The sequence below is a fragment of the Asticcacaulis sp. AC460 genome (assembly GCF_000495795.1).
Taxonomy (GTDB): domain Bacteria; phylum Pseudomonadota; class Alphaproteobacteria; order Caulobacterales; family Caulobacteraceae; genus Asticcacaulis.
In genome coordinates this window covers 61,269-80,576 of sequence record NZ_AWGD01000036.1, presented here as the reverse complement: position 1 = coordinate 80,576, position 19,308 = coordinate 61,269, and the positions used below count along the sequence as shown (strand labels likewise).

The window sequence follows — 19,308 nt, the reverse complement described above, 5'->3', positions numbered from 1 at the left end:
GTTTGTTTTAAGAAACGGCGCGACTTCCAGAGGTCCGGTCAGCTGGCCATTGTGCGGGTTGACCCGCGTTTTGGGTGTCAGGAAATGCTCTCGGTGAGGGGCTTGCCCTTCACGTCGAAGCGGGTCTTTTCACTTTTTTCGATCTGCACGACGCGGGAGTCGTGGATCACGATCTCCAGAGCGCCGAAGCGGATATTGCGCAAGGTGTTCAGGATGTGGCGCTCGACCTCGCTGAGGCTGAGATCCGGGCGCACGGAAACATCTGACGGTACACTCATGTGATCCTCGTCTGAATTCGGTATTGGGGGAGGAAACTCGGTTAGGCTTTAGGCGGATCGGGCGTCCAGGAGATCCGGCGCTGTGACCAGGTCCTGCAAACATCGACCGTCGAGAATGGCTGACATGGCGTCGCGGACATCCCGCATCAGGCGGCGCAGGTGGCAGGTGGCCTCATCGCGGCAGTCGTCGCACTTCTGGTAGGCGGTAAGACTGGCGCAGCGGATGGGCGCCAGGGGGCCGTCAATGACGCGGATGACATCGCCGAGAAAGATTTCACTCGCCGGCCGGGCCAGGAAGTAACCACCGAAGATGCCGCGCTTGGAATCGACGATGCCGTTCTGGCGCAGTTCCTGAAGGATATTGTCCAGAAACTTCTGCGGTATGTCTTCAGCCTCCGCGATCTGCTTGCTGGGCAAGGTCGGAGAGGTGCTTTGAGCCATATGGATCAGCGCCTTCAACGCGTATTTGGCTTTCATGGATAGCATGTGTTGCCTCTCCGGAGCCCGATATAAACTACACCATTTTGATATGTTTTAATGGCAACCGGGTCAATGGTAATTAATCTAAACTGACGGTGTAGAAAATTAGACCGATTTGTGGCGAGTTTCTACTGAAAATTGTCTGGAAGGGCTGGGGGAATTTGGTCAGGCAAGGGCCGGTAAAACGCGTTTAGAATGCCCTGAACCCGCCGCGTAGCGGCCTCAACGTAAAGAGGTTGAAACACGAATGGCCACGAATGGACACGAATAAGGTCGCGCTACCGCGCTCTGGAGCGATAACGTCTAAGACTCTGATATTCCTTTCTTATTCGTGTTCATTCGTGGCCATTCGTGTTTCAACCTCTTGCTAGAAATGCCGCTGCGCGGCTGTTCCAAGACGCACTCAGGCTTTTACCTTCAACAGCCCCTCGACCTTCTGCTCCAGTTCGCGCGCATCGAAGGGTTTGGCGACATAGTCGTCCATCCCCGCCTGCAGGCATTTCTCGCGGTCGCCCTTCAGCGCGTGGGCCGTCATGGCCAGGATCGGCGTCCGCGCCCGACCGGTCGCGCGTTCGGCCTGGCGAATCTGCTGAGTCGCCTCGAAACCATCCATGTCCGGCATCTGGACATCCATCATGATCAGGTCGTAGCGCCCGGTCCACCAGCGTTCGATCGCCAGGCTGCCGGTGGCCACCACTTCGCAGTCATAGCCGAAGCTTTCCAGCAGGGTCGTCGCCACCAACGCATTGGCCGGATGGTCCTCGGCCAGCAGAATACGGCGGCGGTCGCCATTGCGGGTCTCGGCATCGGCGCCAGCCGTGTCGGCCACGCCGCTGTCCAGCACCGGCAGGGCCAGGGACAGCGAAAACACCGTACCCTTGCCGACCTCGCTCTCAACCGTCAGCGGCCCGCCCAGCATCTCGCTCAGGCGCCGGCTGATCGCCAGCCCCAGGCCCGATCCGCCGAAGCGCCGCGTGATCGAGGCGTCCTCCTGGGTGAACTTGTCGAAGATGTGCTCGATCTTGTCGGCGGCGATGCCGACCCCGGTGTCGCGCACGGCGATGGTCACCGGCAGCAATCCGCCGCGCAGCGGTTCGGCCACCACCTGGATCTGGATGCCGCCGGTCTCGGTAAATTTTACCGCGTTGGACAGCAGGTTCATCAGGATCTGTTTCAGGCGCAGGGTGTCGGTCTCGACTACGGTGCCCTGCGGTAAACCGAAACCGAGATGGCAATCCAGGCCCTTTTCGCGTGCCTTGACCTGGGTGATGTCCAGACATTCGCGCACCACCTGGTGCAGCGGGCAGGGCGCCAGTTCCAGTTCCACCCGGCCGGCCTCGATCCGCGCCAGGTCCAGCACATCGTTGATAAGCTGCATCAGCGTGTCGGCGCTGTCCTTCATGGTCTGGAGGTATTTGGGGAAGGCTTCGGGATTGGTCTTGTAGTTCAGCATGATGTGCGTCAGGCCGACAATGGCGTTCAGCGGCGTGCGGATCTCATGCGACATGTTGGCGAGGAATTCCGACTTGGCGCGATTGGCGCTTTCGGCGGCGACGCGTGCCTCGACCATGTCCTGGATGTCGGTGCAGGTGCCGTACCAGCCATTCAGCCGGCCCGAGGCCTCGCGCACCGGCACACCGCGCGTCTTGAACCAGCGATAGCCGCCGTCAAAGCGCCGAAGCCGGTATTCGATGTCGTACAACCCCTCGCCGGCGACCGCGGCATTCCAGGTTTCGAACATGCGCTCGCGGTCGTCGGGATGCAGGTTGTCGACCCAGCCTTCGTTGATCAGTTCGGCCATCGACCGTCCGGTATAGTGCGCCCACTGTTCGTTGAGATAGGAGACGCCGGCATCCTGACCCGGCGCGATCCACACCAGTTGCGGCATGGATTCGGCCAGGCCGCGCCAGCGTTCCTCGCTGAGGCGCAGGGCGGCGTCGGTTTCCTTGCGTTCGGTGATGTCGTGGAAATAGATCGATACGCCGCCGTCTTCGACCGGGTAGACGCGTATCGAAAACCATCTTTGCCACGGGGCGTAGAAGTTCTCGAACTCGACCACGGTGCGGTCGTCCATGGCGTGGCGCAGGTGGTCTTCGACGAAGGTGCCGACGGCGTGCGGGAAGGCTTCCCAATGACTAACGCCGACAATGGCGTCCGGATCGACGCCACGGCCGGCGATGATGTCGCGGCCGGCGCCGTTCATATAGGCGATACGCCAGTCGCGATCGATGACCATGATGCCGTCGCGGATGCTTTCCAGCACGCGGCGGACCTCGGCCTCGCCCTCACGGCGTAGCTGCGAGATCTGGATCTGCGACCGCACCTTGGCCAGCAGCTCACGGGCATTGAACGGCTTGACCAGGTAGTCGTCGACCCCGGCGTCCAGCGCCTCGACCCGGGCCTCGTCGCCGGCGCGCGCCGACAGCATGATCACCGGTAACTGCCGAGTCGCTTCGTTGCCGCGCAGCCGCTGCAGCAGGCCGAAACCGTCGAGCTCCGGCATCATGACATCGGTCAGGATCAACTCGGGCGGCGTGGCCAGGATGGTCTGCCAGGCCTGTTCGCCGTCGCCGACCGCCTCGACGTCGTAGTCGTCGCTGAGCAGGCGGCGGATATAGTCGCGCATGTCGCTGTTGTCGTCGGCGAGGACGACCCGCGGTCGGGGCTGCTGCGGCGCATCGAGCAGTTCCAGCACGACGTCGGCCGCCTGGGGCAGCCAGCGCAGGGCCTCCTCGACATAGGCTTCGGGGCGGCGCCCGCCCGGTCGAGCGGTCTCTTCGTGAACCTGATCGGCGGGCAGGTGCGCACGCCCGAAGGGCAGGCGGACGAAGAAAGTGCTGCCGCAGCCGGGTTCGCTTTCGACCCAGACCTCGCCGCCGTGCAGCCGGACCAACTCACGTACCAGGGCCAGGCCGATGCCGCTGCCTTCGATGCTGCGGCCGGTGACGCCTTCGACGCGGTGAAAGCGGGTGAAGATGTGCGCCTGTTCGTGTTCGGGGATACCAGGACCGGTGTCGCGTACGGCTAGCAGGGCGTGGTCGCCATCGCCGCTCAGCCGGACCTCGACCTCGCCGGCCAGGGTGAATTTGAAGGCGTTGGAAATCAGGTTCAGGACGACCTTTTCCCACATCTCGATATCGGCATAGACCGGCTGGGCCAGGGACTGGATGTCCAGCTTGAACGCCAGCCCGGCCTTGTCCATGGCCGAGCGGAAATTGCTGGCCAATTCGGCGGTGTAGCAGGCCAGGTTGACCGGCCGGAAGGCGGCCTGGGTGCGGCCGGCTTCGATGCGCGAAAAGTCGAGCAGGACATTGACCAGTTTCAGCAGGCGCTGGCCGTTGCGGTTGGCGATCTCCAGCCGTTCACGGTCGCGCGGCGATGTCGCGGGATCGGCCAGGACCTCCTCCAGAGGCGCCAGCAGCAGGGTCAGCGGCGTGCGGAATTCATGGCTGACATTGGAAAAGAAGGCGGTTTTGGCCCGGTCGAGTTCGGCCAGGGCCTCGGCGCGGCGCCGTTCGTCCTCATAGGCCTGGGCGCTGGCGATACCGGCGGCGATCTGACCGGCCGCCAGGGTCAGGAAGCCTTCATAGTCCTCGTCATAGAGCCGATACGGATTGAGCCCGGCCATCAGCACGCCGCCGTCCCCTATGGGCAGGACCACGGCGCGGCCCGGCGCAACCGGCCAGGTCGTCCGGTCGGCCTGCAGCCGTCGCGGCGCGGACGGATCCCCCGGCGCAATACCAGTGCTGCCGGCCAGGACCAGGTCATCGTCGTCGGGCACATAGATCAGCGCAAAGGGCAGGTCGCGGGGATTGTGGCTCAGGGCTTCGGCGGCGCGGGCGCAAGCATCTTCGACCGTGCGCGCCTGGGTCAGTGCCGAGGCCAGGTCACGCAGCAGGGCCACCTGACGGTCGGCGATCACGCGGCGGGTGTCTTCGGTGTTGGCGCAGATAATGCCGCCGGGCGTGCCGTCGTCGTCGGGGATCGGCGAATAGGAGAAGGTGTAATAGGTCTCTTCGGGATAGCCATTACGCTCCATGATCAGGAGCTGCTCCTCGACATAGGTGCCTTCGCTGCCGCCCATGGCTGAGGCCAGAAGCGGCCCGATATCCTCCCAGATTTCGGCCCAGACGACCGAGGTCGGCTGGCCCAGCATATGCGGGTGCTTGCCGCCGACGATCGACTTGTAGGGATCATTGTACAGAAAGACCAAGTCGGCCCCCCAGCCGATCCAGATGGGCTGGCGCGAGGTCAGCATGATACGGACGGCGGTTTTCAACGACTGCGGCCAGCCGGACACCGGGCCCAGGGAGGTCTTTGACCAGTCGCGTTCGCGCATCAGGGCGGCGGTTTCGCTGTCGCCGCGGAACAGTCCGGCGGCTGCGGAATCTGTCATGTCTTGCCGTACGGAATCCGCCACGCCTCTACTCCTGGTGCCCCGACTAGAGTCGGAGTCACTATAAGGATTCAATGCGGCGATGGCCACAAAATCGCCGTATTGGCAGCACTCGCTTGCATGTGCTGCTAACAATTTGAATTTGCTGAATTTTTTACTTGAAAGGCGGCGCGCTTGTGGCACTCTTTCGGGTGTGTGTCAACACCTGGGACCCTGAGTATGCGTGTTTCCCCCGAGTTCCGCCTGCAGATGCAGGGCTACGGCCTGACGACGGCCCATATTCTCTATCACATGCCGGATTTCCGCTCGGTCCTGCAGACCTATGTCTGGCAGGACTATGATATCGCGCCGGATTTTCCGCACATGCGCAAGTTCCTCGACTTCTGGGAGCGTAATCTGGACGGGCCGCTGCATTCGGTGCGCTACAATCACCAGCGCCTGATCCGGCCGGGCGAATGGCGCGCCATTGATGGCGAATTCACGCTGCATTAGTTCGTTCTTGATTTGTTCCGCGGCGTGACTAGGATGGGCTCATGCCTTTCCCCAAGATACGTACGGAGCCGATCAGCGACGAAACTGCCCTGCCGAACCGGCTGCACAAGGGGCGGGGCGCCGTGTCCAACCGCACAAGCGGGCGGTTCGATGCGGCGGACCGCTATGACTTCGACGACGGCTGGACCACGGAGGAACGCCAGGAGATTGAACGGCGCGAGACTATCCTCGGCGTCGATTCCGCCCGGACCATCATCACCCGCAACACCTCGCCGGATGTCGGGTTCGACCGGTCGCTGAATCCATATAAGGGCTGCGAACACGGCTGCATCTACTGCTTTGCCCGGCCGACCCATGCCTATCTCGACCTGTCGCCGGGGCTGGATTTCGAGACCCGCATATTCCGTAAGCCCGACGCGGCCAAACTGCTGCGCGAGGAACTGTCCCATCGGCGCTACACGCCGGGGCCGATGGTTTTGGGGATCAATACCGACGCCTACCAGCCGACCGAAAAGACCGAACGCATCACGCGCAGCCTTCTGGAGGTGCTGGCCGAGTTCAAACACCCGATCCACCTGATCACCAAGTCCGCCCTGATCCAGCGCGACCTCGATATCCTGTCGGCGATGGCCAGGGAGAACCTTGTCAGCGCGACCCTTTCCATCACGACCCTGGATCGTCACGTCGCCCGCATCATGGAGCCGCGCGCCGCCACGCCGTCGCGGCGTCTGGATACCCTGCGGGCTTTGCGCGAAGCCGGCGTGCCGGCGGGGGTGCTGGTGGCGCCGATCGTACCGGGCCTGACCTGTCATGAGATCGAGGCGATCCTGAAGGCATCGGCTGAGGCTGGCGCTGACCGGGCGGGCTATACGATCGTGCGGCTGCCCTACGAGATCAAGACCCTGTTCGAGGAGTGGCTGCGGATGAACTTCCCGGACCGGGCCAACAAGGTGCTGAACCTGATCCGCCAATGCCGTGACGGCAAGCTGAACGATAGCAGCTTCGGCTCGCGCATGGTTGGGCAGGGCCAGTATGCCGGCATGATCCAACAGCGCTTTATGTTGGCTATACGCAAATACGGCCTGGACCGGGTGAACGGCCGGCGGAGCCTTGATTACAGCCGGTTTATCGGTGGTGAAAAGCAGTTGTCTTTGTTCTGAATCCGCCGCGTAGCGGCCCTGTATGTAAGGGGTTGGAACACGAATGGCCACGAATGAACACGAATAAGAAGGAATGGAATTATCGCCGGCATACCTGAGTAAAATCAAATGAATGCGCTTCGCGCCGAAAGGAACACAAGATGGAATTGATCGATAAGGAATTGTTGTTGAAGAACGAAGTCTACCAGATCGTCGGCGCGGCGATGGAAGTCCTCAACACGCTGGGGCACGGCCTTGTCGAACGACCTTATGAGCGGGCCTTGGCGATTGAATTGGCGCTTCGCGCCGTTCCATTCGTTAGCCAACAGCGGTTCGACGTGATCTATAAGGGTATGAATGTAGGTGAATATATTCCGGACATGGTCGCTTTCAGCAAGGTTATCGTCGAAATGAAATGCATCGACAGGATTACCAATAATGAGCTTGTTCAGGTTTCAAACTACCTTCGAATTACAGGATGCCAAGTGGGTGTCATATTGAACTTCCGTTGGCCTAAGCTCGATTGGAAACGGGTTGTTCTCTGAATTCCTTTCTTATTCGTGTTCATTCGTGGCCATTCGTGTTTCAACCCCTTGCCGAGGCTCAGCTCGCATAGGCCCGGCGGATATCGCGCCGTGATCATCCATATTCATGGTATGGCCCCATCCATGAGCGATCCTTTTTACGAATGGCGTGAAGCCTATGCAGGCCTGATCGGGTGTGAGCTGCGAGTTGTCGCCTGGATGCCGATCACGGCGGATACTCCCGATGTGGTCACGAACCTGGGCGCAGCGGCTTTCGTCTTTTCCGGTGCTGTCATGATCGCTCCGGCTGAGGGTTCGGATGTGTTCCTCACCTGGGCCTGGAAGCCGCGGGTGTATGGTTATCACCTAGCGGTCAGCCAGCAAGTCGATTGGCAAGCCGGCTGCCTGGATCGGATACGCTGCCGTTTTGACGGCCCCTGGGAGGGCGTTCAGGGCGCGCGGTTGATCGACGTGCGGCTTTTCCAGGCCCCCAGCATGGAGGGCGGACTGAAAACTGCCGCAATACGTCATACCGTCGCCGGAGAAAACGGCGATGTCTTCTTTTGGATAGGATGCGGCGATGCCGGCGGTGTCGGCGATCACGACGACCTGTGGGTGGGCGTCAATGTCGAGCCCGCCAACCTTGCCGATCTGGTCGAGGTTTTGGTCCTGACGGATCAGGCGAAGACGTAGACCTTGGTCGGCAGCAGATTGACCGTATCACCAGCCTTCAGATCGCTGGTTTCCTGGTCATGGGCGTGCTGGGTCTCATACACCTGTCCATCGGCGCCCTGAAGCTCCAGGCGCAGGTTGGCGCCCGCCGGCAGCACCGACAGCACCTTGACCGGGAAGCCCGGGCCCGAGCGGCTGACCTGGGTGTCGAATGGCCGGAATCGCGCCACGGCGGTACCGTCGGCCGCGCCCTTGACGATCGCCGGCACCGAGAAGCCGCCGAAATCGACACTGCTGCCACGCAACGTCCCTGCGGCCTGGTTGTTGGCGCCCAAAAACTCGAACACGAAGGCCGAACTGGGATCGCGATACAGTTCCAGGGGCTTGCCGATCTGCTCGATGCGGCCTTCCTTCAGCACCACCACGCGGTCGGCCAGGTCCAGCGCCTCTTCCTGGTCGTGGGTTACGAACACGGTGGTCACGCCGGTCTCATCGTGGATACGGCGCAGCCAGCGGCGCAGGTCCTTGCGCACCAAGGCGTCCAGCGCTCCGAACGGTTCGTCCAGCAGCAGGATGCGCGGCTCGATGGCCAAAGCCCGCGCCAGGGCGACGCGCTGACGCTGGCCACCGGACAGCTGGGCCGGGAAGCGCTTGCCGAGGTCTTCCAACTGGATCAGCTTCAGCAGGCTGTCGACCTTGGCCTTGATCTGGGACTTGGACGGGCGTTCCTTGCCCGGACGCACGGTCAGGCCAAAGGCGATATTGTCGGCGACCGTCATGTGACGAAACAGGGCATAGGACTGGAACACCATGCCGATGCGGCGTTCGCGCGCATTGAGCTGCAGGAAGTCTTCGCCGTCAAAGGCGATGGCGCCGGAATCGGGCTGGTCCAGGCCGGCCAGCAGGCGCAGCAGGGTGGTCTTGCCCGAGCCTGACGGCCCCAGCAGAGCCAGGAACTCGCCCGGCTCGGCTTCGAACGTCACGTTCGACAGCGCGGCGAACTTGGTGAAGGTCTTGGTGATGTTCGATACAGTCAGCGACATTAATGCCTCCGGTTGGCGGCCAGCTCACCGGCGAAGCGCCATTCCAGCACGGATTTCAAAAGAAGGGTGATCAGCGCCAGGCCCGCCAGGATGGAGGCGCAGGCAAAGGCCGCGACGGATTCGTATTGGTTGTACAGGATTTCGATCTGCAGCGGCAGGGTATTGGTTTGTCCGCGGATATGGCCCGAAACGACGCTGACGGCGCCGAATTCACCCATGGCGCGGGCCGTGCACAGCAGAACGCCGTACAGCAGGGCCCATTTGATATTGGGCAGGGTAATGCGAAAGAAGATGTCCCAGCCGCGCGCCCCCAGGGTCCGGGCGGCGACTTCCTCGTCGGTGCCCTGGTCGTTCATCAGTGGGATCAGCTCGCGCGCCACGAACGGGAAGGTGACCAGGATGGTGGCCAGGACCAGGCCGGGCAGGGCGAAGACGATATGGATGTCATTCAGCCGCAGCCACGCACCGAACCAGCCTTGCGCCCCGAACAGCAGCATCCACACCAGGCCGGCAATGACCGGCGAAATCGTGAACGGCAGGTCGATAATGGTCAGGAGCAGGCCCTTGCCCCTGAACTCGAAGCGCGTGACGCACCAGGCGGCGGCGATGCCGAAGACCGCGTTGAGCGGCACGGCAATAGCGGCGACCAGCAGGGTCAGCTGGATGGCGGCGATCGTATCGGGCTCTGCGACGGCGGCCAGGAAGGGCTCAATCCCGCCCTTCGACGCTTCGAACAGCACGGTGACCAGCGGCAGCAGGATGATCAGGCCCAGCCAGAAGACGGCGACCAGGGACAGGCCGATCGCGCCGGCGGCTTTCGGGGCTTCGGCGGGACGCGCTCTCATGCCCGCCCCCGCTGGAACAGCCACATCTGGGCGGCGTTGATGATGGCCAGGATGACGATCGACCACAGCAGCATGATTAGGCCCACCGAAGCGGCGCCGGCATAGTCGTATTCCTGCAGCTTGATGATGATGAGCTGCGGCGTGATTTCGGAGATATAGGGCATGTTGCCGGCGATAAAGATGACCGAGCCGTACTCACCAACCGCGCGCGCCATCGACAGCGAGAACCCGGTCAGAAGCGCCGGCGCGAGACCTGGCAGGATGACGCGGATCGCCGTCTGCCACGGCGCGGCGCCCAGGGTCAGGGCGGCTTCCTCGACCTCGGCGTCGAAATCGGCCAGGACGGGCTGGACGCTGCGGACCACGAAGGGCAGGCCGACAAAGACCAGGGCGATGAAGATGCCGATCGGGGTATAGGCGATCTTGATGCCAAAGGGGGCGAACAGGCTGCCCACCCAGCCATTGGTGGCGTAGAGCGTACACAGTGCAATGCCGGCGACGGCGGTCGGCAAGGCGAAGGGCAGGTCGACGAAGGCGTCGAGGATCTTCACGCCCGGAAATTTGTAACGTGTCAGCACCCAGGCGATGATGGTGCCGACAAACAGGTTCAGCACCGCGGCGGCGCCGGCGGTGGTGAAGCTGAGGCGCAGCGAGGCCAGCACCCGGCCATCGGTCAGCACCGACCAGAAACCGGCCCAGCCATGTTCCCACGGCCGCGCGGCCAGGGCGGCAAGGGGGATCAACACGATCAGCGAGACATAGGCAATGGTAAAGCCCAGCGACACCTTGAAGCCCGGCAGCACACGATTGGTGTGCAGGCTGGGGTGGGGGGGCGTGAAATTCTCGGGCACGCCGTTGGTCGGCTGTGCGGGGGCGGATGCGGTCATGACGGCCTGGTCAGGTCGATGGTTATACGTCGTGGCTCCGGAGGGAACCATGGCAGGGATTGCCGCACCCGAGCCGGTCGTCTTTGGATCCAAAGGCGACTAACCTGGTGTAGTATCGCCTATAGCCTAGCTTTGCGCCAAGGTCATATCAGAAATTCTGCGCGCTTTCATCAGCCCGGCTGACTCTGTGATGCGATTGGGCGTGTTTAAGTAATCCTCCACCGCTCGCGGGGGAGGTGCTGAGCAAGCGAAGCCAAAGGCGTAGCGCGTCGAAGCGGAGGGGGAGCCGGAAGCCCTGAGCTTGTCACGCCCCCTCCGTCTCGACGCGTTTCGCCACTGGCCTGCGGCCTGGCTCACTTGCTCGACACCTCCCCCGCAAGCGGTGGAGGATAACCGGCTCACAAATTCAGCAAGGCCGGGTCGCCGCCCTGGGCCGTGATGTTTACCGACACCGCCCGCTCCGACGCAAACCGCCCTAGGCTCAGAGGGCCGCCGGCCTTGGGCCCCGTGCCGGACAGGCCTTCGCCGCCGAACGGCTGGACACCCACAACCGCCCCGATGACGGTGCGGTTGACATAGACATTGCCCGCCCGCACCGCATGCATGATGCGCTCGGCAAAGGCCTCAAGGCGCGAATGTACGCCCAGGGTCAGGCCGTAACCGCTGGATTTCAAAGCGTTTGTCATCGCTTCCGGATTTTGGGAATCGTAACGGACGATATGCAGGATCGGCCCGAACACCTCGCGCGCCAATTCCTGAGGACCGGAAATTTCGGCCAGAACCGGCGCGAAAAAATGCCCGTTCAATCCATCGGGCAGTGGGGCCTGATGCAGCACCTGTCCGCGTTCCGTCAGCTTGTCGAGATGCAGCTTCAGCATCTCCAGAGCGTCGGCATCGATCACCGGACCGACATCGATATCGAACTGTGCCGGATCGCCAAGCTGCAGCTGATCCATGGCCCCTTTCAAGGCCTCGACATAACCATCGGCCAGCTCTGCCGGCACGAACAGCAGCCGCAGCGCTGAGCAGCGCTGACCGGCCGATCCAAACGCCGAAGCGATGACATCGTCGACCACCTGTTCCTTCAACGCGGTGGTGTCGACGAACATGCCGTTCAGCCCACCGGTTTCGGCGATGAAGGGCACGATCGGTCCGTCCTTGTCGGCGAGGGTTTTATTGATCATCCGCGCCGTGTCGGTGCCGCCGGTAAAGGCCACCCCGGCAATGCCCGGATGCGCCACCAAAGCCGCGCCGACCGAGGCGCCGCCACCGGGCAACAATGCCAGCAGGTCGGGCTTCAGCCCGGCGCCATAGAACAGCTTGACCGCCTTCTGGGCGATCAGCGGGGTCTGCTCGGCCGGCTTGGCCAGGACGGCATTGCCGGCAGCCAAAGCCGCAGCAATCTGGCCGGTGAAGATGGCGAGCGGGAAGTTCCACGGCGAAATACAGACAAACACGCCACGGCCATGCAGTTCGTGCGAATTACGCTCACCGACCGGGCCGGTCAGTATCTGCGGGCCGGAGAACTGCTCGCGCGCCAGCTTGGCGTAATAGCGGCAGAAATCGGCCGCTTCACGCACCTCCGAGATGGCGTCGCCCCAGGTCTTGCCGGCCTCGCGCACCAGAACGGCGCACAGCTTGTCGTGGCGGTCTTCCAGGGCGTCGGCCATGGCTTCCAGTACCTTGGCGCGACCGTCACCGCCCAGGTCGTTCCACGCCGGTTGCGCGGCGGCGGCCCGGTCGAAGGCCTCGGTGATCATGGCCGGATCGGCGTCATGAACCTCACCGACGATGCGCGTCAGGTCGGCCGGAGCATAGACATGGGCGGCATAGGTCGAATGCGGCTTGCCGCCGATCAAGGCGTTGGCGTCGCGCGGATGGTTGTCGAGCGCCGCCACGGCGGACCCCAGACGCTGGCGCACCTTGGCGATCGACACATCCGGTCCATGTGAGTTCAGCCGGTCGCCATACATGTCGCGCGGCAGGGGCAGGCGGGCATGGCGGTTCGGATGGGCCATGACCTTGACCACGGGGTCGCTGATCACGTCGGCCGGACGGATACGCTCATCCAGCAAAGCATTGACGAAACTGCTGTTGGCGCCGTTTTCCAGCAACCGCCGCACCAGGTACGGCAGCAGGTCCTCATGGCCGCCGACCGGGGCATAGGCACGCAGAGGGAAGGGCTCGAACTGATCCAGAGCCTCGGCATAGAGCTGCTCACCCATGCCATGCAGGCGCTGGAACTCAACCTTGACGCCTTTCGCATTGGCCATGCGGCGTACGGCCGCCAAAGAATGCGCATTATGGGTGGCGAACTGCGAATAGATATAGGGCGCCGCATCGATCAAGGCCTTGGCGCAGACCAGGTACGACAGGTCGGTCGCCGCCTTGGTGGTGTGGACCGGGTAATCCTCGCGGCCATAGACCTGGGCGCGCTTGATTTCGGTGTCCCAATAGGCGCCCTTGACCAGGCGCACCATCAGCCGGCGGCCGCTGATCTCGGCCAGGTGGCGCAGGGCCGTGATGACCTCAGGGCAGCGCTTCTGATAGGCCTGGACGGCCAGGCCCAGGCCCTTCCATTCGCCCAGTTCCGGCTCATGCGCCAACCGGTCCAGCACCTTCAGCGACAGGGCCAGGCGGTCGGTTTCCTCGGCATCCAGGGTGAAGTTGATATCGGCCTTGGCGGCCTGGATGGCCAGCGCCTTGACGCGCGGGTAGAGGTGTTCGAAGACGTCCGCGGCCTTGACCGACTCATAGCGCGAATAGAGCGCCGACAGCTTGACCGAGATGCCGTGATCCGCCTCCGGCCCACCCTTGGCGACCTTGCTCAGCGCGGTGATGGCGTCGGCATAGGCCTTGGCGTAGCGGACGGCGTCGTGTTCCGTGCGCGCGCCTTCGCCCAGCATGTCGAAGGAGCACAGATAGCCCTCCTTCTTGCTGCGCTTCAGGGCGTCTTCGATGGTGCGGCCCAGCACGAACTGCTCGCCCATGATGCGGATGGCCTGGGCGACGGCGGCGCGGATGACCGGTTCGCCCATGCGTTGGGTCAGGCCGGCCAGATAGCCGCCGAGGTCGGTCTTCGCCTTGTCTTCGACATCGATGATCTTGCCGGTCAGCATCAGGCCCCAGGTCGAGGCATTGACGAACCAGTTGTCGGAATGGCCCAGGTGCGACGCCCAGTCGGCAGCGGAGATTTTTTCAGCAATCAGCTGGTCGCGGGTGGCCTCGTCCGGCACGCGGAGCAGGGCTTCGGCCAGACACATCAAGGCCAGGCCTTCGCGGGTGCCGAGCGAGAATTCCTTCAGGAAGCTCTCGACCACGCCCTGGCGCTGGGCGGCTTTTCGGGTGGCGCGGACCAGCGATTCGGCTTCGGCGCGAACCACGGCGCGCGTTTCATCGTCCAATGGATTGTCCCGTAACAGCCTGGCGCAGATATCGGCATCGGACATGTATTTGTGGTCGTCCAGGCTGTCCCAGTCGAAGACCTGGACGGGGGCCGAAGTGCGGGCGGGGCTGGCGTCGGGCATTGGGCGTGGCTCCTTGAACGGGCTGTTTGTTACGCCAGATACTATTGCGATCAGCCAAAGGGAAGGGCCATTTCGCGCGGAGCAGGATGTACATGCCCGCCGACGGTTGTCACTATGCTTCGCGGACTTGTGATGGGATTGGCGTGGGTGCAAGAGTCTGTTATGTTTGGGACATGGCCCACGGCGATATGAAAATTTCCCCGCTCGCTGAGCACCTTCGTTCGGACGAGGTTGAAAATCCTGATGCCGATTATCAGGCCTGGAAAGAACGCGTCATTCTCAAGGCGCTGAAAGAGGCCGAAGATCCCGCCAACATGATCCCGGCAGAGGAGGTCTGGAAGGACCTCGGCCTTGAAGATTAGGTTCACGCGGGAGGCCAGGCGTCACCTGATTGAGATTCGAAGCTATATTGCCCGTAACAATGAGACGGCTGCGGGCAATGTGGTGTCGCGCATCCGACAGGTGATCATGATATTCGAACGCTTTCCGCTTTTGGGACGGGAAGGCCGTGTTCCGGGGACGCGGGAATTTCCTATCCCCGGCATGTCCTATACGGTGGTTTACCGGATTGCCTCTGAAACGGAGTTGCAAATTCTGGCCATCATTCATCAGCGTATGCAGTATCCGCTGGAAGCGTAGGGAGAGGGCCAATGTCGGCCGATTGTTCTACCGCTGATTGACAATAGCCATAACAGGCATATTACAATTCGCCCCTCAGGAGTGGTCGCAAACTCGGTGACGCCACTCAAAATAGATTGGGAGGGCGTAGTATGGAGTTTTCGACCAAATTAAATGAGCTTGCTGCAAAGATTAAGCAGCAGAAGGCGTCGATACAAACCGAAGAGGGGACTAAAACTGCTTTCGTTTTGCCGTTCATAAGCAAAGTTTTGGGTTACGACATCTTCGATCCTGCTGAGGTTTGTCCTGAATTCATATGCGATGTCGGTACGAAGAAGGGAGAAAAAATCGACTATGCCATTATGAAGAATGGCCAGGTTCAAATGCTCTTCGAATGCAAGAAGGTCGGGGCGGATCTAACCATCAATAATGCTTCGCAGCTTTTCCGTTATTTTCATGTAGCCAGCGCCCGGATTGGCGTTTTGACCAATGGTCAAAAATATCGTTTCTTCACCGACCTTGATAACAAGAACAAGATGGATGAGAAGCCGTTCCTGGAATTAGATTTCCTCGATATTGACGATCATATCATCGCTGAACTTTTCAAACTCACGAAAGATGCCTTTGACATCGATTCCATCGTAAATGCCGCAGGTGAATTGAAATACATCGGGCAGATCAAGAAGATAATTTCCGCTCAATTCGCGTCCCCGGACGACGATTTCGTCCGCTTCTTTTCTCAAAAAGTCTATGAGGGCGTGCATACCCAGCGTGTCAGAGAATTGTTCTCTACGCTGACTCGAAAGGCGCTCGCGCAGTTCCTCAACGACCAAACAAATGAGCGCCTGAAGAACGCTATTTCCGCAAACAGCACGCCCATGGATAGCTCCATAGTCGTAGAGAACAAAGCTATCCTGGCGCCGGCTAAGGAAGATGAAGTGGAAACAACTCCCGACGAGATGGAGGGCTTCTACATCGTCAAAGCTATTTCACGAAACGTCCTGGAGGGAAAGCGCATCGTTTTCAGAGACGCAAAAACCTATTTCAGCGTCCTGGTTGATGACAATAACCGAAAGCCGTTATGCCGGCTTCACCTGAATGGAAACAAGAAATACATCAGCGTCTTTGACGACAACCGGGCGGAAACCCGACACGAACTTCACAGCCTTGATGAGATTTACAAGTTCTCTGATCATATCATCACGGCCGCCAAGCTATACCTTTAGCGCGTAGTTGTAACCGGAACGAAGGGGTGTGTGGTTCTAAGCCTGGGCTGAATTCGCGATTGCACGCGCCGCCATCACCGCCGTGCTGAAACAGGCCTGCAGCAGATAGCCGCCGGTCGGGGCTTCCCAGTCCAGCATCTCGCCGACGGCATAGACGCCGGGCAGAGCCTTCAGCTCGAAGCTGTCGCTCACGGCCTCCAAGGCGATCCCACCGGCGCTGGAAATGGCGCGGTCCAGCCCTTGGACACCGGTCAGCCGCACAGTCACAGCCTTGACGTCCGTCGCGCCGGTCTCGTGCATCAGGGCAATCGCCGTCGGGGTCAGCCCTAACGCCTTGCGCAGGCGATTGCTCAGACTGTCCTTCGGCGAGGCTCGGCCCAGCTTGGAAATCACCTGACCCGCATTCAGATCCGGCCGCAGATCGATGACCAGATCGGCATGACCATGGCGGACGATCGCATCGCGCAGGGCGGCGCTCAGGGCATAGATGGCGCCGCCTTCCACACCGTGCCGGGTCAGCATAACCTCGCCGCGGACCGTCTTCCCGCCGAAGGTAAGGGCGATGGTCTTCAATGGTGTTCCGGCATGGCGTTCGGTGAACAGCTGTGTCCAACCGGTGTTAAAACCGACGTTGGAGGGCTGAAACGGCTTTACCGGTACGCCCTCGGCCTCCAAGATTGTCTTCCAGCCGCCGTCACCCCCCAGGCGCGGCCAACTGGCGCCACCCAAGGCCAAAATCACAGCATCCGCTTGAATCGTAAAACGTTTTTCTTGTTCGAACACAAGTTTTTCATCATCCCAGCCCAGCCAGTCCTGCCGCAGATGTAGCGAAACGCCCCGGTCCGTCAATCGTTGCAACCACGCCCGCAACAGCGGAGACGCCTTCATGGCTTTCGGGAAGACGCGGCCGCTGGAGCCAACAAAGGACTCGGCGCCCAGGCCATCAGCCCAGGCGCGCAAGTCGCCTGGCGTGAACGCCTCCAGGCTGGGCCGCAGCCGCGCGGCCGCCTTGCCGTAGCGCGAGACGAATCGTTCAAAGGGTTCAGAATGCGTCAGGTTCAATCCGCCGCGACCGGCCATCAGGAATTTACGCGCCGGCGACGGCATGCGGTCATAGACGGCCACGCTGTGACCGGCGCCGCTCAACACCTCGGCACACATCAAACCGGCCGGACCGGCGCCTATGACAACAACCTGCATGGCACCGCCTTACCTGCGTTCGCATTCTGTGCAAAGCTAGAACCATGGATATCCAGGTTCATGAAATCGGCCACGAGAAAAACCGGGTGGTGGTCATCGACGACTTCCTGTCCGACGCCCGTAACGCCATCGAAGCCGCCGCGGCGCTTTCACCCTTTCCGCCCGAAACCGGCACGGCCTACCCCGGCCTGCGCCGTGTTGTGACGCCCGCCGATACGGCCGCCGATGCCTATATGGTGTCGTTGCTCGAACAGGCCGCGCCGTTTATCGGTGGTGTGTTCGATGCCGATGCCTTCGACCTGCTCGAAGCCAGCTTCTCGATGGTCACCCGCAAGCGCGACGACCTGGCGGCGGCGCAAAGGGTGCCGCATTTCGATTCGCCCGATCCCGGCCTGCTGGCGGTGCTGCACTATCTCAATGATATTCCGGGCACCGGCACCTGTTTCTACCGCCACCGCGCCACTGGCATCGAGCGCGTCACCGCCGATTGTATCCGGGCGCTCAACGAAGCCGCCGCTGTTGAACTCGCGCAATTCGGCCAGCCCAGGCCAGGCTTTATCGGCGATTCCGACGACCGCTATGAAAAGATTCTGCACGTGGACGGCCGCTTCAACCGGCTGCTGATCTATCAGGGCGCCCTGCTGCATTCGGGGTTTATCCCCGAAGATTTCGCCTTCAGTTCCGATCCGCGCACCGGACGGCTCACCGGCAACCTCTTTGTGCAGGTAACCGGATAGGGGATTTACCGTCTTTTTGCGAAAATCGGACGAAACTGCGTATGCCATCCTTACGCCAAGTGGGGGATCATCCTTTTGTGCACTGACACGAAAGGACCACCTCCCATGAAACGCTTTCTTCTGATTTCCTGCGCCATCCTGTTCCCGCTTTCTGTCGCCGCCTGCAACACTGTCCAGGGCGCCGGCAAAGACGTCGAGGCTGCTGGCGAAGCCGTCCAGGATGCTGCTGACTAAGGCGTCCACCCATCCTGACAATTGGCCGCGGCGGTATCCGTCGCGGCCGTTTGTCATAGCGGTGTGCACCGCCTAAAATTGCCACAATCGCGAACCATACCGGAATCAAGACTGATCTGAGGAGTCTGCCATGAAGCGTTTTGTTATCATTTCGATGCTGGCCCTGCTGCCACTCATCACCACCGCCTGCAACACCATCCAGGGCGTCGGCAAGGACGTCACGGCCGTCGGCAAGGGCTTGGAAGACGCCGTCAACTAAAGACTGTCTGGAAATTCCGTCATGCTGGCCTGCAAAGTGTCGTTTTCTGCGCTTCCGGTGCTCACGTACTTAGGTACGCTCCGCTCCGGTTCTCGAAACCAACCCTTTTCGGCGCAGCCTGACGGTTTTCCAAACAGTCTTTAAGCCGCCATGGACGGGGGGCGTCGCGCATTGATGCTGGCTATGCCCGGCCTTCTGGCCGGGTGTTCCCATGCGTCCGTCCCGACCCAAGGGCGAACGCGAACCCTGGTCGACGCCGCGCGCAGCCAGATCCACAAGACTGTCAAATATGATAGCGTTTATAGCAAAATCGTCTATCCCATGGGCGATGTGCCGCTGGAGCGAGGTGTCTGCACCGATGTGATCATCCGCGCCTACCGCCAACTGGGCCTCGACCTGCAGCAGTTGGTCCATGAAGACATGGCCGCCAATTTCGACCTCTACCCCAAACGGTGGGAGCTCACCGCGCCTGACCCCAATATCGATCATCGTCGCGTGCCCAATCTGATGGTCTTCTTTTCACGCTTCGCCGAGTCTCTGCCCGTATCCAAAAACGCGGCGGACTACCGCCCCGGCGATATCATCACCAACCTGCCGTTCGGCCGCACCCATATTGCGATTGTCGGCGACCGCAAGTCGTGGCGATCGGGCCGGCTGATGCTGATCCAGAATGGCGGCCTCGGGGCGCGCGAAGACGACGAACTCTTTACGTACCCGCTCACCGGGCACTATCGATATAGCCTTTAAGCGG

Annotated in this window: 19 protein-coding genes; 11 read left to right on the top strand and 8 right to left on the bottom strand. The window is 61.5% G+C overall.

Features of this window, described 5'->3' with window-relative positions; translation table 11 throughout:
• Positions 1-77: 77 nt before the first annotated feature.
• The 3 genes from ABAC460_RS43540 to ABAC460_RS43530 form a co-directional block, all read right to left on the bottom strand.
• On the bottom strand, positions 78-278 hold the full coding sequence (locus ABAC460_RS43540; protein WP_023455138.1) for a YezD family protein: 201 nt from the start codon (positions 276-278) through the stop codon (positions 78-80).
• Positions 279-326: 48 nt separating this feature from the next.
• Entirely contained in the window at positions 327-764 is a 438-nt protein-coding gene (locus tag ABAC460_RS43535; protein ID WP_031237355.1) for an RrF2 family transcriptional regulator, read from the bottom strand.
• A gap of 397 nt (positions 765-1,161) precedes the next feature.
• The gene (locus tag ABAC460_RS43530) at positions 1,162-5,178 is read right to left on the bottom strand and encodes an ATP-binding protein (protein ID WP_162150342.1); all 4,017 of its coding nucleotides are present in this window, start codon (positions 5,176-5,178) and stop codon (positions 1,162-1,164) included.
• A gap of 195 nt (positions 5,179-5,373) precedes the next feature.
• Between ABAC460_RS43530 and ABAC460_RS43525 the strand changes: the two genes are divergently transcribed.
• From ABAC460_RS43525 to ABAC460_RS43510, 4 genes are all read left to right on the top strand, one after another.
• On the top strand, positions 5,374-5,646 hold the full coding sequence (locus ABAC460_RS43525) for an usg protein (protein ID WP_023455135.1): 273 nt from the start codon (positions 5,374-5,376) through the stop codon (positions 5,644-5,646).
• 41 nt (positions 5,647-5,687) lie between these two features.
• Positions 5,688-6,806, top strand: coding sequence for a PA0069 family radical SAM protein (locus ABAC460_RS43520; protein ID WP_023455134.1), 1,119 nt, complete (start codon positions 5,688-5,690; stop codon positions 6,804-6,806).
• Between the two features lie 140 nt (positions 6,807-6,946).
• Positions 6,947-7,330, top strand: coding sequence for a GxxExxY protein (locus ABAC460_RS43515; RefSeq protein WP_023455133.1), 384 nt, complete (start codon positions 6,947-6,949; stop codon positions 7,328-7,330).
• Between the two features lie 90 nt (positions 7,331-7,420).
• Positions 7,421-8,002: a hypothetical protein gene (locus tag ABAC460_RS43510; protein WP_155914731.1), complete on the top strand. Its 582-nt coding sequence runs from the start codon at positions 7,421-7,423 to the stop codon at positions 8,000-8,002.
• On the opposite strand, the gene ABAC460_RS43505 is transcribed toward ABAC460_RS43510, so the two are convergent.
• The 4 genes from ABAC460_RS43505 to putA all read right to left on the bottom strand — a co-directional run bounded on the left by ABAC460_RS43505 (position 7,987) and on the right by putA (position 14,283).
• Positions 7,987-9,024, bottom strand: coding sequence for a sulfate/molybdate ABC transporter ATP-binding protein (locus ABAC460_RS43505; RefSeq protein WP_023455131.1), 1,038 nt, complete (start codon positions 9,022-9,024; stop codon positions 7,987-7,989). The two genes, ABAC460_RS43510 and ABAC460_RS43505, sit on opposite strands and share 16 nt — an antisense overlap.
• Positions 9,024-9,869, bottom strand: a complete 846-nt coding sequence (gene cysW, locus ABAC460_RS43500) for a sulfate ABC transporter permease subunit CysW (protein WP_023455130.1) — start codon at positions 9,867-9,869, stop codon at positions 9,024-9,026. Before cysW ends, ABAC460_RS43505 begins: the two co-directional genes overlap by 1 nt.
• On the bottom strand, positions 9,866-10,756 hold the full coding sequence (gene cysT, locus ABAC460_RS43495; RefSeq protein ID WP_023455129.1) for a sulfate ABC transporter permease subunit CysT: 891 nt from the start codon (positions 10,754-10,756) through the stop codon (positions 9,866-9,868). The genes cysW and cysT overlap by 4 nt, the downstream gene beginning before the upstream one ends.
• Positions 10,757-11,154: 398 nt before the next feature.
• Positions 11,155-14,283 (bottom strand): bifunctional proline dehydrogenase/L-glutamate gamma-semialdehyde dehydrogenase PutA, encoded by a 3,129-nt coding sequence (gene putA, locus ABAC460_RS43490; protein ID WP_023455128.1) that lies wholly within the window; start codon positions 14,281-14,283, stop codon positions 11,155-11,157.
• A 173-nt stretch (positions 14,284-14,456) separates the two neighbouring features.
• On the opposite strand from putA, the gene ABAC460_RS43485 reads away from it, so the two are divergent.
• The 3 genes from ABAC460_RS43485 (at position 14,457) to ABAC460_RS43475 (ending at position 16,127) form a co-directional block, all read left to right on the top strand.
• Entirely contained in the window at positions 14,457-14,645 is a 189-nt protein-coding gene (locus ABAC460_RS43485; protein WP_023455127.1) for a hypothetical protein, read from the top strand.
• Positions 14,635-14,922, top strand: a complete 288-nt coding sequence (locus ABAC460_RS43480; protein ID WP_023455126.1) for a type II toxin-antitoxin system RelE/ParE family toxin — start codon at positions 14,635-14,637, stop codon at positions 14,920-14,922. The genes ABAC460_RS43485 and ABAC460_RS43480 overlap by 11 nt, the downstream gene beginning before the upstream one ends.
• Before the next feature lie 131 nt (positions 14,923-15,053).
• Complete coding sequence (locus ABAC460_RS43475) at positions 15,054-16,127, top strand: type I restriction endonuclease (protein ID WP_023455125.1); 1,074 nt, start codon at positions 15,054-15,056, stop codon at positions 16,125-16,127.
• Positions 16,128-16,163: 36 nt separating this feature from the next.
• Here ABAC460_RS43475 and ABAC460_RS43470 read toward each other — a convergent pair whose 3' ends face one another.
• Positions 16,164-17,327 (bottom strand): NAD(P)/FAD-dependent oxidoreductase, encoded by a 1,164-nt coding sequence (locus tag ABAC460_RS43470; RefSeq protein WP_023455124.1) that lies wholly within the window; start codon positions 17,325-17,327, stop codon positions 16,164-16,166.
• A 44-nt stretch (positions 17,328-17,371) separates the two neighbouring features.
• Between ABAC460_RS43470 and ABAC460_RS43465 the strand changes: the two genes are divergently transcribed.
• From ABAC460_RS43465 to ABAC460_RS43450, 4 genes are all read left to right on the top strand, one after another.
• A complete protein-coding gene (locus ABAC460_RS43465) occupies positions 17,372-18,064 on the top strand; it encodes a DUF6445 family protein (RefSeq protein ID WP_023455123.1) in 693 nt (230 codons plus the stop codon).
• 105 nt (positions 18,065-18,169) lie between these two features.
• Entirely contained in the window at positions 18,170-18,298 is a 129-nt protein-coding gene (locus tag ABAC460_RS43460; RefSeq protein ID WP_023455122.1) for an entericidin A/B family lipoprotein, read from the top strand.
• 130 nt (positions 18,299-18,428) lie between these two features.
• The gene (locus ABAC460_RS43455) at positions 18,429-18,557 is read left to right on the top strand and encodes an entericidin A/B family lipoprotein (protein ID WP_023455121.1); all 129 of its coding nucleotides are present in this window, start codon (positions 18,429-18,431) and stop codon (positions 18,555-18,557) included.
• A 174-nt stretch (positions 18,558-18,731) separates the two neighbouring features.
• Positions 18,732-19,304: a DUF1287 domain-containing protein gene (locus ABAC460_RS43450; RefSeq protein ID WP_023455120.1), complete on the top strand. Its 573-nt coding sequence runs from the start codon at positions 18,732-18,734 to the stop codon at positions 19,302-19,304.
• The last annotated feature ends 4 nt before the right edge of the window (positions 19,305-19,308 follow it).